Genomic DNA, 16,460 nt, shown 5'->3' with positions numbered 1-16,460 from the left:
GCCTAAAAAACAATCACTAAAATTCATCCTAATCAACTCTATTCACAAGCTTATATCCAAGCCCTTTGACTGTTATAAGTATTTTAGGATTTGAAGGATTATCTTCAATCTTTTCTCTTAGATGTCTTATATGTACCATAATTGTATTGTCGCATATACTACTATATACACCCCATACCTGTTCATAAAGACTTTCTTTTCCTATAATTTTATTTAAATTTTGAGCCATATAACTTAAAAGCTGATATTCTCTACCTGTTAACTCAATTTCATTTGCATCTTTATACACACGGCATCCTTCTGTATCAACTGTAATATTACCTAACCTAATTATTGAATTTTCTGATGATACAACACTTTGATATTGTTGTCTACGCAACTGAGATTTGACTCTAAAAACAACTTCTCTTGGACTAAATGGCTTTGTTATATAATCATCTCCTCCACTACTAAGACCAAGTATTTTGTCAATATCATCATCTTTTGATGAAAGAAAGAGAATTGAACAATATGAAAACTCTCTAATTTTTTTGCACACTTCTATGCCATCTACATCAGGTAACATTATGTCGAGAATAACAACATCTGGACATTCTATCTTACACAAAGAAATCGTATCTAAGCCATTATAAGCTTTAACAATATTTTTAAAGCCATCCTTTATCAATACTTCCTCAATTAAATTTATTATATCTTTTTCATCATCAACAAGTAATATTTTCTTATCAAAGTATGTTTCCATAGTAAAATCACTCCTAATAAAGAGTTATTGTCTTTTATCTACTAACCCTCTAACTCTATGCGTTCTGCTTAAAGTATATTCAAATAATTAAACAAAATCAAGTACATATCAATTATAAATTAAATTATAGCTAATTGTAATCTTTCTCATATTAATTCAAACAATTAAATAAAGTTTGAACAGAATTATCAAGAATATTCCATCCTTTTAGAAATATTAATAAGATTATGTTGTTGCTATAATAACCTTATGAATTATATGTGTTATGCTAGCAAATTACATTTAGCATTTTCAACATATTGTTTACATATAGTCCATACTTTCTCTATTGTCTCTTTGTTATTGACATAAGGTGGATAAACATCTGTGCTTGTAATGCTTTTTATAAATGATATTGAGTCATTAGCCATTTCAACAATCTTTCCTTGGTGATTTATTAGTTTTCCAGTCATACCTGTATAAACATTAGAGGTGCAAATCGAAAAGTAAGCCTCTCCAATAATTTCTGATTTTGGTATAATAATGTTTTGTAAAAATGCAAGTACTTTCCAATACGAATTAAATTTCTTAATTGTTTCTTTACTCATTTTTGTTGCTGGAACCATAATTGCATTTACACTTATATTATAAGGCTTGTATTCTTGTTTCATCATACTTGTAACCATAAGTAAAGCTATTTTAGAATCTCCATAAATTTTATAAGAATTATATTCTTTATCTTCTACAGTTTCACCACTTAAAACTCCAAAATTAATTTTTCTTCTTTCATCAAAAAAATGCTTTATATTTGTACTACATACATTTAGAATTTTAGGATTTTTTGATTTAGCAAGCATATCCAATAATAAATTGGTCATAAGAACTGGCCCAAATAGATTGGTAGCAAATGTTAATTCTATACCATCAATACTTCGTTGAAAATTTTTTTCTCCATGTTTAAAATGTCCAGCATTATGGATTAAGATATCCAATACATTGTATTTTTTTTTATAGGTCTCACAAAAACTATAAATTGATTGTCTCGATGAAATATCTAGTTGAAGCAAATCCACATTAATATTTTTAGTTTTAGCTATAATTTCCTGACACACGGGTTCACTAATCTGAATATTACGACATGCCATTATAATCCTATAACCCTCTGATGCAAACTTAAATGCTGCTGCCTTTCCTATCCCTGAATTAGCTCCAGTTATTATTACAGTTCCTTTCATGTTAGCTACCCCCTTTTCCTTGATTCTGACTATTGTTTGGCCACTCATTAATTAATTTCTTCTTTAAATTTTCAAACCATGCTATTTCAAAATTTGTCCTATCAATTCCAAACTTTAAGGTCAATAACTCAAAATCAATTATATCTTGAATATCTCTTTGTATGTTGGAATGTTCAGTATCTTGTAAAAAGTGATTAAACTGTTCTTGGTTTTCTTCTAGATAGGTAATATACTGTAATTTTGCAACATTGATGTCTTGTATTTTGATATTCTCCAACTGCTCTCTTTCCTTTTTGAGGTCAACAATATAAGATTGAATTAGTGACAATCTTTTTTGCGTTGGAACAAATCCCATAAAAAATAATTTACTTAATTCCATATCCTTCACTTTACCTGCAACCATAGACGTCTCTACCCATTCTAAAAAACATGCTTTTCCTGCATCCGTTAATGCATAAAATTTCTTATTGACACTATTTTCAACAAACTCTTCATACACTATCATCTTCTTTTCAAGCAACTTTTTTATTGCTGCTTGAATACTTCCCATACTGTTGCTACACATAGAAGTGAAATTCATTTCTATGATACTTCTCAGTTCATAAATTGTCAGCTTCTTAAGCATAAGTAATCCTAAAATAATTTTGTCCATTTTATTTACTCTCCTTTTATATTACTAATAGTAACATTTCTAATAGATAAAATCAATCACTAAAAAAGTCAAAGTAACACCTTTAAAATCGCAGTAATAATCTTTTAAGAACTCTAGAAAATTAATTTTATATAGATTTTATAGCTTTAATAAGAAAACAGTAATAGTCTTAATGATAACACCTAGAATATTTTAAGATAAATAATTAAAGATTTGTATCATACTTCCACATGTGTAAGCTTTAATATTTTATATTATAAGAACAATATTCTGTTTATAATTGACTTTATCTAAATCGTATTATAAAATATAAACAGAACAATATTCTGTTTATTTGAATAAGATGCTAATTTTATGGCAAGAAAATCTGCTTTAGAAGGAGGAAAAAGAGAAGAAATACTAGATTCTGCTATTCAATTATTTTTAAAGTATGGGTATGAAATCATCTCTGTTAGCATGATATTAAATAAGGTTAATGGAGAAGTTGGAATGTTTTATCATTATTTTAGCTCTAAGCAAGAGCTATTTTACAAATCATTAGAGCATTTCACTATTTTACAAATTAGTTAATAATAAGGTCCAATAAAAATAAACAGCATACAGTTATTTCTGAATTTTTAGGTAGAACGTTAAAAGTTCCACCTCTTATATTTACAAAGTGAATATATAATAAAAAAATTTTAAGGAGGTTTGATTATGAAAATTTTATTTATAAATTTACCTTTTTCTGGACACGTATACCCTACCCTTGGGTTAGTGGAAAAATTAGTGAATAGAGGTAATTCTGTAACATACTTACTAACTGAAGAATGGAAAGATAAAGTCTTAGAAGTGGGAGCTGATTTCCTTTATTATGAAGATAACGAAAAACTTTCTATTCAAATAAAAAATGTCTATCAAGCCTCTATAAAGGTAGCACATGAATTCGATTTAATTATTTATGAGCATTTTTTCTTTCTAGGAAAACATATAGCAGAGAGATTCAATAAACCTGTTATTAGGATTATTACTGCACCAGCTACTAATAAAGTTTTGATGAAAGAATTTATTAATTCGGGTGGCGTGTTAAGTGTATTTCGTTTTGAATGGGTATGTCGTAGATGGACTAAAAAAGTGTCAAAGGGAATTAAATTAAAGACTGATTCTTGGTTAAAAGAGATTACTGAAAATCCTCCAGAACTTAATCTTGTATATACTGTAAAAAAATTCCAACCATATGCAGAAGATTTTTCAGAAAATAAATTTAAGTTTCTGGGTACCTCTATTTATCAACGTAATAAAAAAAATGAATTTATATTGCCAAAATCAAAAAATAATTTGGTCTATATTTCTCTAGGTACAATTGTAAATAAAGCAATGTCATTTTACAAAAAATGTATCAATGCTTTTAAAGATGAAAATGTAACTGTCATTATATCTGTTGGTAATTCAATAAATATATCAGATTTAGGTAAGATACCAAATAATTTTTATATTTTCCCTTTTGTACCACAGCTTGAAATATTAGAAAAAGCAAGTGTTTTTATAACTCATGGTGGCTTAAATAGTGTTATGGAGTCTCTTTATTTTGGCGTTCCTATGGTGGTTATTCCGTTTATAAGTGACCAACCAACTAACGCACAGCAAATTGAACGCTTAAACTTAGGAAAAAAGATTTCTCACAAACACATTACAAGTGACATTCTTAAAAATTCTACCTTAGCTGTTCTTAATGATTCGACTATAGCTCAAAGTATATTGCTTATGCAAAAAGAAATTAGAAATGCAGGTGGTAATGAATTTGGTGCTGATTTGATTATTCAGTATATGGATAACAAAATGGTAAAAGAACATTAAAATCGTACTGTTGTTAGGAACAAACTTGTCAGTTAAGGAATGAATCCAAAGGAAAGAATACAATAAAAGCCCATAAATAAATGAAAAATCGTTACTTATGGGCTAAATGATGTACAGTCGAAAAAGATATATATTAATTATATTTATTATTGTATTTATATATAGTTATACTTATTCTTATATCTATATATAAAACTAACTGTTAAAAATAAGGTTAAAAACTCAGCAATTGGCACTGCTAACCATATTCCATCTATATTCAAGATATTTGGTAATGTCAATAAACCTATAGTTATAAAACCAAATGTACGTAAAAAAGATAATATTGCAGATATCTTTCCATTAGATAATGCTGTAAACATAGATGATGTAAACCTATACTGGTAATTAGTATTCCAATTATAGCTACAGATAATATAATCAAAGTAAAAATTTTCTTTGCTCCATCCATATCCATTCCCCATCTTGCAAGCTACAATAGCACTTCCTCCAGTAGCAAGCCTGGTTCCAAGTCCAACAATAATATTAATAATAGGACAGACAAGATTAATTGCAGATAAAGCATTTGTATCTACAAATCTAGATACAAATATAGTATCTACAATCGTATATAATCCCATAAAAATTATATATAATTATTTAAATAGAGTTTTAATATATCTTGCTATTATAATATCATATATGATAAGTATAATACCTTAATCTTTAATCTAATTATTTTTCGTCTTTTAATCAATACTTACATAAATTTTAGTTTCTATTGTCTAGTATCATATGAAACAGGTTTATGAAATAAGTACTTCTATAATACTACTAATATCTATTTTTAACTCTTTAGATAATATATGTATTATTACTTCTTCAGTGGCTGAAATACTTGCTACAACACAAACTATACTTGCAAGTAAATTTGTATTCATAATATTATAAACTAAAGGTAAACAGAATAACATAAAACCAGATAATTTATTTCCATATGTATGTAATATAGCAAATGTGTTGTATTTACGAATCACTATAATTATTGATGTAATTCGAACAAGGACAATTGTTAATATCCATAATACTATATATTTTGAAATATTTATCACTGGAAGCATAATAATAAACATTGATATTACTAAACATATATCAGCCATACTATCAAGCCTTGAGCCAAGCTTACTTTCTATATTCATTTTTCTAGCTATATATCCATCAAGAAAATCACTTACTCCACACATAATATAGACTGTAAAAAATAAAGAAGAAAACATCTCTATTTTGAGCAAAGCTATTGATAAAATGATTCTAAGTATAGTAATAATATTTGCTATATTTTTCATTCCTTGTCACCTCTAAACTGAAAATTTATTAACTACTTGCACTTTTATAATGTTTCAGTCCTAATTTCCAAAACCTCCACATAAATACTGTAAATACAAATACAATACTAATTGAGTAGATTAATCCTTTTATTGTTAATGTCCCAGACAAAATTTGAGTTGGGATTGTTGACATAATTCCATATGGTAAAATCAAATAAAATAGTAGCTTAAAAATACCTTCATAAATTACACCTGGAATTTTCATATTCATTGGTAGTAAATTATCTTCCAATCTCATTATAGCAGAGGATGATATAACAAAAAATGGAATTGTCCGAAATATAATACACACATCATAAAAAAGCAATGTCATCAATAACACCATACATGTATATGCCAGTACCATAGCAAAATTTATTTCTGAATTTAATCCAGATACTCCATATACAACTATAAGTATACTTGCAAAAACTAAAGGTAATGAACCGATATTAATATTCTCAAATGTCAATCTAAACAATGGGTCTATTGGCTTTGTAATATAATAATCTAATTCTCCTTCTTGAATTTTGCGTGGAATATCATAAATTCCAAAACAGAAAATGGTCATATTTATAGCATTTATTAATGAAAAAGTTCCTATAAATATTATCATCTCTCCACGCTGCCAACCTCCTATTGAATCTACATGAGAGTAAATGCCATTAAACATTAACAATTGTAATATAAATAATGAACTATCTACAAAAAATGCTCCAAAAAAATCAAATCTAAACACCATCATTTTTGATAGTTTCATTTTTAGTAACATAAATATTATTTTAAATTTTTTTTTCATTATATCCCCACCCCATCAAATAGTGTTCTCATCTTCTTATAGACAATTTTATTTACTATAAAGAAGAATAAAACCCATAATGCTATAATAATCAGTCCTTGTACTGCATCATTACTATTTCTACCTATTAATAACATAGATGGTAAATAGGTTGTGTAATAAAATGGAAACAATTTCATAACATTTACTACAACTTCTGGCAAAAGAACAAGCGGTATCATTGTTCCTGTAACAAATTCAGTTATATTATCGATTATCATTCTAAAAAAACCAATCTCTAGAAATTTAAATGATAAAATTCCAATAAAGAAATGAAGCTGCATCATAAAAATAAGCCCTAAGAAAATCATCAAAATTGAAATTAAAATTTGTATTGGATTTGATGTAAAAGCAAAATCTATTTTAAATATAAAAATCCATACAAAAGCAGAAATCATATTAAATACTAAGTAAAAAAAGGTCATTCCAAAATTTTTAGCAAAAAAATAATTTTGTGCACCAATCGGAATAATCATGTATTTTGAAAATGTACCCAACTTTACACGATTGCATATCTCCTCACTTGTACTTCTTGACATATCAATACCTGATAAAAATGAACTTATTATATAATAAGACAACATTGAATTAAATGTAAAGCCAGAAACTATGTCATTTTCACCAAAAATTGCCTTCCACAAAATATAAGCAAATAAAATTTTTATAATAGTAAACATCATGTTAACTACTACATCAAACCTCCAAATAAGTTGTACTTTGAAATTAATTTTAGCTATTTCATAGTACTTTCTTATATTTTGTTTAAATCTATAAAACAATGATTGTCTTGAATATGCTTCATTATAGTTGTTCATAATACTCTTCACATCCTTCTTTGTATATTCGTTCTACAACATTCCCTATATCTTCTTCTTCAATTGTTACATCCTCAACATCATACTTATCAAAAATCCATTTAACAGTTTCATTACCTTTTTCTTTTGGTACAATTACTGATGTTTTATGTTTTGTTTGCTCAATAATCTTATAGTCTTTTGGAAATAAAATTTTAGTTTCATCAGTGAAGCTAACTGTTATTTTCTTATATTTTTGAAAATGATTAAATAATTCATCTGTAGAGCCATCATATATTTTATGACTATTTTCTATGACAATACTTCGACTACAAAGGCTCTTTATATCCTCCATATAATGAGAGGTAAGCATTATTGTAGTACCTTTTTTCTTATTTACTTCTTTCAGAAAATACCTAATTTGTTTTTGTGCCACTGCATCTAGACCTATTGTTGGTTCATCTAAAAATAAAATTTTAGGATTATGAAGAAGTGCTACAATAAGCTCCATTTTCATTCTTTCTCCTAAAGAAAGTGTTCTAACTTGAACATTTATATAATCAGATACTTCAAACAACTCTATAAAATAATCCAAATTCTTTTTATACTCTTCATCAGATATATCATATAACTCTTTAAATAAAAGAAATGTATCTGCTGGCGTCAATTCAAAAAATAGCTGACTTTTTTGCCCCATAACAACAGCATATTGTTTTTTAAAGTTATTTTCTAACTTATTTGGATAATAACCCATGACAGAGATTTTTCCAGAAGATGGAGCAATAATTCCAGTCATCATCTTGACAAGAGTTGTTTTTCCAGCTCCATTTTTACCTATTAATCCAACAAATTCTCCTTCCTCTATTTTTAAATTAAGGGATGATATAGCTGTTTTTTCTGTATATTTTCTATTAAATAAAGATTTTATACTTCCCATAAATCCTGGTTCTTTCTCAAATCTCCTATAAGATTTAGTCAGTTCATTAAGTTCAATAATACTCATTTTTATTGCCTCCATATCTTGTATTTTCTACAAAAAAAGTCCACAGGTATTCATATCTGCCTTTTTATGTGGTATTATTTACCTACACAAAAACAGAAAACTCCTGTGGACTAGAAAATTTAATCTTTTCTATTTCAACATAATTATATTTAAAATAACACTATGGAAAATTAATAAAGGTGTAGCAGATTAAAGCCCACTACACCACAATTTAACAAAGTAATATATAATAATATTATTATTTGTTGTCATATGTTAGTTATCTATAAAGGCAGAACAAGACACAACAATTAAATGTATCAAAAATACACTTAAAAATTCTGATTAAACAGAATACCTATGCGTCTCCAACTATTTACTTGTTGGTTACCATTATATATAACTCCGACATCAAGCAAGACACTCCTTTACTAATATTATTGCTGATATTTTACCATAAAATTTTTTTATATTCAAGTATAATTTAAGATGCTCATATATTTAAATTTATTTTATTTCTTTACAATTGAAATTAAATTTCATTAATTGCTTTAATCAAAATTTAAAAATACATTATTTACATTAGAGATGATTACCCTATGCTTCTTCTTATAAAGTACACTATTGTACAAATCAGATGCAATTTTTTTAATTCTATATTATAATATTGTCACAAGCATCCAAATAAATAGTACTAACTAAAAGAATTATAAACTACAAATCTTAAGGGGTTACTCTATGGAAAATAATACAATACAAGAACAATTATGTGATTTATCAAAGAAAATCTGGCACATTTATATTTTAAATCCAGACGAGGATGGCTTACAATTTATCATGTCTTTATTAGATGATAATTTTACATTGTTTGGAACAGGAAAACATGAATTCTATACATCATTAGAGAACTTCATTATAAATCTTGAAAAAGACCAAATAGAATCAGAAGAAATAAATTTTAAAATTATAGATGAGTGGTACTCATGTACTAAAGTTACAAATGAAACTTTTATAGTATATGGAACTCTATGGGTAATAGAAGAAGAGTACTTAGAAAGAGACATATATGTAGAAATGGATACTCGATTTACTATGGTATATAAAGTTATAGATGGTAAAATCACACTGCTCCATATACACCATTCTATTCCAAACTTTGATCAGGTAAAAGATGAATACTATCCTAAAACAATAACTGAAAAAGCAAAAGAAGCTCTAGCTATGGCTAATGAATTTAAGTTGAAATCAGAAAAAGACCTTATGACTGGATTATATAATCGTCATTTTTTTGAAGTACATATAAAAGAAATGCTAGAAACTACTTCATGTGGGTATTTTTATATTTTTGATTTAGATAATTTTAAGCAAATAAATGATATATTTGGTCATATTAGAGGAGATGAAATATTAATACAATTTGCTAATGTTTTGACTAAAGTGTTTACCAATAATGCTATTATTGGAAGACTTGGAGGAGATGAATTTGCTGTATTTGAATATATCAATCAGTCTAAGGAAGATGTTGAAAATAAAGCAAAAAAAGTTGCAAAGTTATGTTCTGATATCAATTCTTGCTCTATAGGCATATCAAGACTAGAAAGCAACTTAGATACGTTTCAATCTTTATATAAACAATCTGATTATGCTCTATATTATACAAAGAGAAACAACAAAGGAAATTTTAGTTGGTTTTAAGATTAAATAATTTCAGATGCATGAAGGGGTGATAAGATTTGATTACCACCCTTTTCATTTGTATAATGTTTTATAATTTTTACTAAAATTGCCACCAAAATTACATTGTTTTGGCAATTCGGTGGCAATACAATATATTATTGATATATACTTCCTACAAATGTTACTATGCTTGATTATCTTAGCTACAGTTTCTACATATTTTAAGGATACCAAAATATACTTGTTGAATTTGGAACTCCAGTGTATTTCATAAAGAACCACCTATGAATGTAATTTTTTAGGCTCTTCTGCCTGCATTTTGTGAATTTAAATCTGCCTTCCACCATCAAATTTATAGCAATTCGCAACTCGCCTTCCGCTCTACAATCCCAATAAAAATTCATTTAAAAACTAAAAATAATAAAAATATTTTATCTGTAATTCGTTGCATTATTTTCTAACTACCCATTATCGTAACCTTTAGATAATTAATTTTAAGTTTTCTAAATTTTACAATTTCTATATACAACACATTATAGCTTCTTTTAATAGTAATTGGGTTATAAAAACCTTATTGTAATTACCTGCTTTTAAATAGTGTAACATAGCATTTATACTATATTAAACCAATAAACCACCTTCTGTCGTTTATTACTTAGAACATCTGTACATTCGATGCCAGCCAAATCTAGTTAGACTCTGAATGATACTATATAATTTCTGCATTTCTCATCATAGACATTAGCTATGATAAATTTTCCATAAACATTTACAATACTCTTATTTCTGTTGATTCTCCTCTCTTCCAATGCTATATAATATAGTTTGAAACAAAAAAGTATCTATTGACATTAAAATCGTTAAGTTTCTTTGCCCTCCCGAATCTCACAAATAGGTTTGACTGTTTCAATTTACTCAAGTCAATACCTTCACCTTAAATACCTAAAATTTCTTGTAAGCATTTATAGGCTAAATCAGGAGTGCTAATATCAAGCATCAAAAATATCTTTCCTTTTCTATTATATATTTTCTAAAATCTCTATTTTACATGCAATACTCTTTTCTTTACTATCTTTAATTGATTTCATCTCAGTTCACTCCATTTTATAATACCATTATTAATTGGAGTGTAAACAATTTTTATCACAGTTTTAACCAAATGATAGATTAATAAAACCCAATATAACCATGTTGAAACTGATAATAACACTTTGAACCTACACTATCTGTTTCATATACTCAAGGTTAGATTCAATTCTATGTTTTAGAAAAATATAATCATTCATATTATAGATTATATTTTGTTCTTTTAATTTTCATCCAAAATCATCTAGTCTTTGAATAACATCCAAAAGTTCTTTACCTCTATTACACTCCCCAATGCATACTGTATGGAAACAATATAATAAATTTTCGTTATACTTGTTTTCTTTTTTTTCTAGGACAAAAAACAATAATTAAAATCCTGCTGTGAATATCTCACATGCTCCTGAAATATATCTGTAGATTTAGTTAATTGATACACAACTCCTAAATATTCCTACCTTTCAAAATAATCAGTACTATGGTTGTGATAGTAAACATTCTTTGCAAATATTGTCTTTATTTTCTACTGAAAAAGTCAGTATCAGAAACAGTATGCTGTCTCCTAAAATTTTATTAGTCATCCTTTTTAAAATATAAAATTTTAATTATCATATTTAATTTTTGATTCATTTCTTATTAATCAAGGTAATACTTGATTTATAGTTATATTGATAGAATTAGAAAAATCATACATCCTTTTTATATACCCAATTATATTTTGGAAAATAAAATATCTGGTTATTTATATTTTTTATTGAGAAATCACATGAGCATTTTCAAATGTAATCCATCTTCTTAAATTCATCTATATACTGTGACTTATAAAGCTGGAGTTTTTGTTCAAATGATGAGACTACAAAACAGTTTTTTTAATTTTCTCTGATTTTTATTATCAAAAAAACAACAAACACAAGACATTCTAACCTCATACTTCGTGTATCATTAAATAGATTTTTAAAACTACATTAATTATAACTGTACTTATCATAATCTTTAAGCGACTATTTATAGAAATTATTACGTTTACAGAATAAATCGATTAAAGCTATTAATGTATCTCTCAAAACAATATTTGACCAATCACATATGGACTAAGAATAAGTATAATATTTCCTTCTACTATGTATAAAAAACCCTTCAAATACTTTCTATTTAAAATTTCATGTATCCCAAATAAACATAAGGGAATACATGAATTATCTCTATCCCTCGCAAATATAAATAAACTAAGAAAAGCAAACATATAAAAATCAATTTTACTTATATTTCTTGTTCTAAAGGAGTCAATTAATATCTCTCTTCTTTCCACTTTCTTTTTGTCTTTGAATTGCACAAATCTACCTTTCATAAGCATAGATATAAAAGATGTTAAAATGGAACTATTAATATTATAAGTTCCATAGATTCCCTCAGTTTATATCTAGAATTATTTTTACATTTCTATTTATCGATTTGAAACGCTATCCTTTTCACTCTATGACATTTTTGAAGTAACAAACACTTCTCAGATATTCAGATTTCAGAATTTCAAATATAATTTAAAGATAAATTCAATAAAAATTAAATTTATCCTAAAATCAGTTTACTTAGTATATTGATAGCTTTATCCTTTCTATGTTGAGGAACTTCATTACCAAGATAAGACGCTCGAATACATAAATCGTCGACATACTTATCTACTGTTTTAAGTGATTGAGATAAGATTCTTTCAAACTGCTGAGCAATGTTATGTTGTACTTCAAAATCAAGTGATGATAATAGCTCTTGGTAATTAAATTCACTAAATTTGATAAGCAAAAATTTTAATACTCCATCATTTCCTCTCCATTCATGTTTACTAATATATTCCATCATGTTTTTTATATTTATGAAATCATTTACAATCATGAGCATTTCAAAATTACTATTTAATATCAATTTATCAATTCCTATTTTATATTTTTGACAATCAAAGATATCGTATAATACCTTAATAAAGTACTCTTCTTTCATTACACCTCTTATTTTTGAGATTTCATTAATAAATTGAATCCTTATTTCATCATTTAGAAAGTTTATATCTTCTAATATTCTATAATAAAAACATCCATCTTTAAAAATATATTTAAATGATATAAAAGTCGCTAAACTCAAATATCTTCTTTCAGAACATGCCTTTACTATATTCTCATTTATTGGAGAATTTATATTGTGAAAAATCCAATTAATTAAATCATAAGAAATTTTATGACCTATATTGACATTTGCTATGGCTTCAGCAACAAAATCCACATTCTGTTTTCCAAGAATGTTATCTTCATAATGTCTAGATGAAATTAGGTTTTTAAAAAAGACTATTTCTTCCCTCCATTTTGAATAATCTGATCCTGTATATAGAATACGATAAGTAATAAAAAACATAATATATTTTTCTTCCATGAACTCACCTAATTTATTTATAAAACTTCGGTTAAGTTCATTATTCTCCAACTCAATAAAGTAATGTAACAGTTTATACTTGAGTAATCTTTTTAATTCTTCTCTAAAATTTATATAAGTCCTACATGTATCCTCTCCCTGTATTTGATTAAAATTCCTCTTTTCTTGTTTGCAAATTTTAATATCTAATGTATCCGCGATTTTTCTACTATCCATTTGCAAGATTATTTCTTTTTTCTTATTGAAAACTTTTATTATAAACTTACAATATTGTTCAATTATTTTTTCTCGCAATAATTCTGTACAATAATAATCACTACTTTTGAACAAATGATCTAGCATCTTCATCATTTGAAGGTTACGAACTGAGTTGCATAATGAAATAATATCTTCTTGAGAAAAAATGGCTTTCCAAATTGCTGTAGGAAGATCTAAAAAATTAATTTCACCTAATAATGTATTGTCAGTTTTATAAACTCTCTCAAACATGGATGAAAATTTCTCTTTATCATCACCAGATTCTTTTTTTATGAAATTGAACATAAAATCTTCTTGTTTTATATATATTTTTAGTAACTCTTCAAATTGTAGCTTAAGCTCACTTTTCTCATACTGATTCCAAAAATTCGAATTTATTAATCGTAAACTTACTAATTTATAATATGAGTTTTCCTTCTCTACCCTTTTGAAAATTTTCTTTAATGGAAGCAAAATCTTTTTATCTTTGCTTTCCCCAACCCATTGATACCATGAATATACATGGCATAATACTGAATATACCATTTCTTCCCTTTGTGATTTTTCTATATTTGATAAATCCACAAATAATATTTCTATAAAATCAAGATTCTTTGATTTTATTGTTTCGTTAAATACAAACTGATACTCTTTTAAAATAGTTATTTTAATTTGCCTATTTATCCTATCTCTATCCTCTTGAACATAAAATAGCACATTACTAATCATTAATCCCTTTATAAATAAAACAATAAATTCCATTATAATGATTGTTATAGAAACATAAAAAAGTGACTCAGCATAACCATTATATTTACTCAGTAAAAATATTTTCTTGAAATTTAAAATTGAATAAACAGATAAATATAAGAGTAACATCCTAAATAATTCCGAATTGAACATCCTATATTCAATGCTGTCCATAATAATTAATTTTGTTTTACTTTTTCCCCAATAAAGATCCCGATTATTCGCTGATGAATAACTAATTAAGAATTGTATAAATGAAATAAATATTCCATACATAGTATAAATAGCTACAGTTAAAACTATTGGATCGCAATTTAAAGGAATTCGCATAAACTGCGTTTTTTCTTGAAGAACAGTAAATATGAACAGTAAAATCATCGCTATATATTTAATGAGAAAAGTTATTAGACTACTCATTGTAGGATATTTGATTTCAAATTCTCTTTCTCTAAATCTAAACCTTATTCTCGTCATTTTTTTATCTATCAAAATAAAAAGTAAATATATAACTATAGTACATATAAAAATAATTAGTATATTATCCATTTAGTCCCCCTTACTACATATATATTACTGCTTACTACAAATCTGCTTATAATGCATTTTCTCAACTAGATTTCTTTACATTTTAATTAATATTAAGTATCACCATAATTCTCCAAGAACATATCTTGAATTCTCCTAAATAACTCTAGATAAATTGTGATTTTTTAAGTTTGAAATACCTATTATTGTTTGATTCAAATTTTCATATATTTCATGACAATGATTTATAGCTCTAATAAATGGTGCGTCTGTTTCAACAAGTAATTTATATTCTGGTATCTTCTGAATCACTCTTTTTCCTCCTACTATAGTAATTATTTTGCTATTGGAACCCCCAACTCTATAACTTGTCTTAAAGGCATATTTTTCACATTTTAAGAACTTCTTTAATGCATACAATCTAAATGTATATTCCTTTGGCAATTCACCATTCATTTCATAAAATGATATATATGAAAAATCCATTCTTATTTCGGTATTATAATCTATATTTTCTGATTCCTTAATTTTCCCTCTTTTTAATAATAATTCTGCTATACTAATCCTATATTTTAAGTCCATTACATGTATTTTTTCTTTTTTTCTATATAATTAGTAAGATTTTCGCCTAAAATCCAAATTTCATTGTTTATAGAATAATTTAATTCTTCAAATGCAATTGCACATCCTGCAAACATATCTATATCATCATAGAGGCTAATTATAGATTTAACTTTCTCTATATCTCCTTGCAAAAGTAAACTATAAGTGATATCAAAATTCTTAAATAGGATATGGACTCTAATCATGCATCCAATTCACTAATCATATCCATTGCCATGTATATGCCTAATCGTGATACATGTAGTCTATCAACTATATGTTAAAAGTTTCTATTATTCTTTTCTTCTTTTGAATATTATTTTATTGTTACAGAAGATGTAGCAAAAATTAATCTGTTCGCTCAGTATATTTAATTAATGAATTTGAATATATTTGTAATGTTAATTCATTTAATGAACTAAACTTTGATTTTCTCGAAATATATCTGGATATGATACTTTCAAATCCTAATTTTTAGCTAGTTCAATATTATCTAATATAATTTTTTTCACTCCAGCATCAGTAGCTCTACATTTAGTTAATAAATACAAAAGTTTATGTGCATCTAACTTATAATTATTATTATAAATATCATCAATTGAGAAAGCACTTTTAATTCATTTTGATATAATTTCGTTTTTTCATCTTCGATTAATGAAATATTAATATTGTTTATAGTATAAATTGAATCCAAAATTTCATTTAGTTTTTGAGTCTTCTCTAGAAAAATATGAAAATATTTAATAGAATAATCATAATC

Annotated in this window: 14 protein-coding genes; 3 read left to right on the top strand and 11 right to left on the bottom strand. The window is 26.1% G+C overall.

Annotated features, from left to right (window positions below):
* Positions 1-28: 28 nt before the first annotated feature.
* The 3 genes from IC213_RS17510 to IC213_RS17500 all read right to left on the bottom strand — a co-directional run bounded on the left by IC213_RS17510 (position 29) and on the right by IC213_RS17500 (position 2,608).
* Positions 29-742: a response regulator transcription factor gene (locus IC213_RS17510; protein ID WP_227863314.1), complete on the bottom strand. Its 714-nt coding sequence runs from the start codon at positions 740-742 to the stop codon at positions 29-31.
* Between the two features lie 263 nt (positions 743-1,005).
* Entirely contained in the window at positions 1,006-1,956 is a 951-nt protein-coding gene (locus IC213_RS17505) for an SDR family NAD(P)-dependent oxidoreductase (protein ID WP_227824519.1), read from the bottom strand.
* Between the two features lies 1 nt (position 1,957).
* Positions 1,958-2,608, bottom strand: a complete 651-nt coding sequence (locus tag IC213_RS17500; RefSeq protein WP_227863313.1) for a PadR family transcriptional regulator — start codon at positions 2,606-2,608, stop codon at positions 1,958-1,960.
* Positions 2,609-2,962: 354 nt separating this feature from the next.
* On the opposite strand from IC213_RS17500, the gene IC213_RS17495 reads away from it, so the two are divergent.
* Complete coding sequence (locus tag IC213_RS17495; protein ID WP_227435644.1) at positions 2,963-3,178, top strand: TetR/AcrR family transcriptional regulator; 216 nt, start codon at positions 2,963-2,965, stop codon at positions 3,176-3,178.
* Between the two features lie 126 nt (positions 3,179-3,304).
* Positions 3,305-4,444, top strand: a complete 1,140-nt coding sequence (locus IC213_RS17490) for a macrolide family glycosyltransferase (protein ID WP_227435642.1) — start codon at positions 3,305-3,307, stop codon at positions 4,442-4,444.
* Positions 4,445-4,599: 155 nt separating this feature from the next.
* Here IC213_RS17490 and IC213_RS17485 read toward each other — a convergent pair whose 3' ends face one another.
* The 5 genes from IC213_RS17485 to IC213_RS17465 all read right to left on the bottom strand — a co-directional run bounded on the left by IC213_RS17485 (position 4,600) and on the right by IC213_RS17465 (position 8,425).
* Positions 4,600-5,064 carry a hypothetical protein gene (locus tag IC213_RS17485; RefSeq protein WP_227435640.1) on the bottom strand — a complete coding sequence of 155 codons (465 nt, stop codon included), beginning with the start codon at positions 5,062-5,064 and terminating at the stop codon, positions 4,600-4,602.
* Between the two features lie 165 nt (positions 5,065-5,229).
* Entirely contained in the window at positions 5,230-5,769 is a 540-nt protein-coding gene (locus IC213_RS17480; protein ID WP_227835053.1) for a CDP-alcohol phosphatidyltransferase family protein, read from the bottom strand.
* Positions 5,770-5,797: 28 nt separating this feature from the next.
* Positions 5,798-6,589: an ABC transporter permease gene (locus tag IC213_RS17475; protein WP_227860654.1), complete on the bottom strand. Its 792-nt coding sequence runs from the start codon at positions 6,587-6,589 to the stop codon at positions 5,798-5,800.
* Positions 6,589-7,443: an ABC transporter permease gene (locus IC213_RS17470; protein WP_227435633.1), complete on the bottom strand. Its 855-nt coding sequence runs from the start codon at positions 7,441-7,443 to the stop codon at positions 6,589-6,591. Before IC213_RS17470 ends, IC213_RS17475 begins: the two co-directional genes overlap by 1 nt.
* Positions 7,430-8,425, bottom strand: a complete 996-nt coding sequence (locus IC213_RS17465) for an ATP-binding cassette domain-containing protein (RefSeq protein ID WP_227435631.1) — start codon at positions 8,423-8,425, stop codon at positions 7,430-7,432. The genes IC213_RS17470 and IC213_RS17465 overlap by 14 nt, the downstream gene beginning before the upstream one ends.
* Before the next feature lie 717 nt (positions 8,426-9,142).
* On the opposite strand from IC213_RS17465, the gene IC213_RS17460 reads away from it, so the two are divergent.
* Positions 9,143-10,099 (top strand): diguanylate cyclase domain-containing protein, encoded by a 957-nt coding sequence (locus IC213_RS17460; RefSeq protein ID WP_227824521.1) that lies wholly within the window; start codon positions 9,143-9,145, stop codon positions 10,097-10,099.
* Positions 10,100-12,733: 2,634 nt separating this feature from the next.
* Here IC213_RS17460 and IC213_RS17455 read toward each other — a convergent pair.
* The 3 genes from IC213_RS17455 to IC213_RS17445 form a co-directional block, all read right to left on the bottom strand.
* On the bottom strand, positions 12,734-15,118 hold the full coding sequence (locus IC213_RS17455) for a hypothetical protein (RefSeq protein WP_227863312.1): 2,385 nt from the start codon (positions 15,116-15,118) through the stop codon (positions 12,734-12,736).
* A gap of 135 nt (positions 15,119-15,253) precedes the next feature.
* Positions 15,254-15,679, bottom strand: a complete 426-nt coding sequence (locus IC213_RS17450; RefSeq protein WP_227824523.1) for a hypothetical protein — start codon at positions 15,677-15,679, stop codon at positions 15,254-15,256.
* Positions 15,679-15,852: a hypothetical protein gene (locus IC213_RS17445; protein WP_227863311.1), complete on the bottom strand. Its 174-nt coding sequence runs from the start codon at positions 15,850-15,852 to the stop codon at positions 15,679-15,681. The genes IC213_RS17450 and IC213_RS17445 overlap by 1 nt, the downstream gene beginning before the upstream one ends.
* Between the last annotated feature and the right edge of the window lie 608 nt (positions 15,853-16,460).

Source organism: Clostridioides sp. ES-S-0049-02 (assembly GCF_020658465.1).
Taxonomy (GTDB): domain Bacteria; phylum Bacillota; class Clostridia; order Peptostreptococcales; family Peptostreptococcaceae; genus Clostridioides.
Note: the sequence above shows the minus strand (reverse complement) of the source record. Positions and strands in the feature narration are given on the sequence as shown.

Coding starts and splice junctions, on each gene's coding strand:
- IC213_RS17510 (WP_227863314.1), bottom strand. CDS start 742: ATGGAAACATACTTTGATAAGAAAATATTACTTGTTGATGATGAAAAA.
- IC213_RS17505 (WP_227824519.1), bottom strand. CDS start 1,956: ATGAAAGGAACTGTAATAATAACTGGAGCTAATTCAGGGATAGGAAAG.
- IC213_RS17500 (WP_227863313.1), bottom strand. CDS start 2,608: ATGGACAAAATTATTTTAGGATTACTTATGCTTAAGAAGCTGACAATT.
- IC213_RS17495 (WP_227435644.1), top strand. CDS start 2,963: ATGGCAAGAAAATCTGCTTTAGAAGGAGGAAAAAGAGAAGAAATACTA.
- IC213_RS17490 (WP_227435642.1), top strand. CDS start 3,305: ATGAAAATTTTATTTATAAATTTACCTTTTTCTGGACACGTATACCCT.
- IC213_RS17485 (WP_227435640.1), bottom strand. CDS start 5,064: ATGGGATTATATACGATTGTAGATACTATATTTGTATCTAGATTTGTA.
- IC213_RS17480 (WP_227835053.1), bottom strand. CDS start 5,769: ATGAAAAATATAGCAAATATTATTACTATACTTAGAATCATTTTATCA.
- IC213_RS17475 (WP_227860654.1), bottom strand. CDS start 6,589: ATGAAAAAAAAATTTAAAATAATATTTATGTTACTAAAAATGAAACTA.
- IC213_RS17470 (WP_227435633.1), bottom strand. CDS start 7,443: ATGAACAACTATAATGAAGCATATTCAAGACAATCATTGTTTTATAGA.
- IC213_RS17465 (WP_227435631.1), bottom strand. CDS start 8,425: ATGAGTATTATTGAACTTAATGAACTGACTAAATCTTATAGGAGATTT.
- IC213_RS17460 (WP_227824521.1), top strand. CDS start 9,143: ATGGAAAATAATACAATACAAGAACAATTATGTGATTTATCAAAGAAA.
- IC213_RS17455 (WP_227863312.1), bottom strand. CDS start 15,118: ATGGATAATATACTAATTATTTTTATATGTACTATAGTTATATATTTA.
- IC213_RS17450 (WP_227824523.1), bottom strand. CDS start 15,679: ATGGACTTAAAATATAGGATTAGTATAGCAGAATTATTATTAAAAAGA.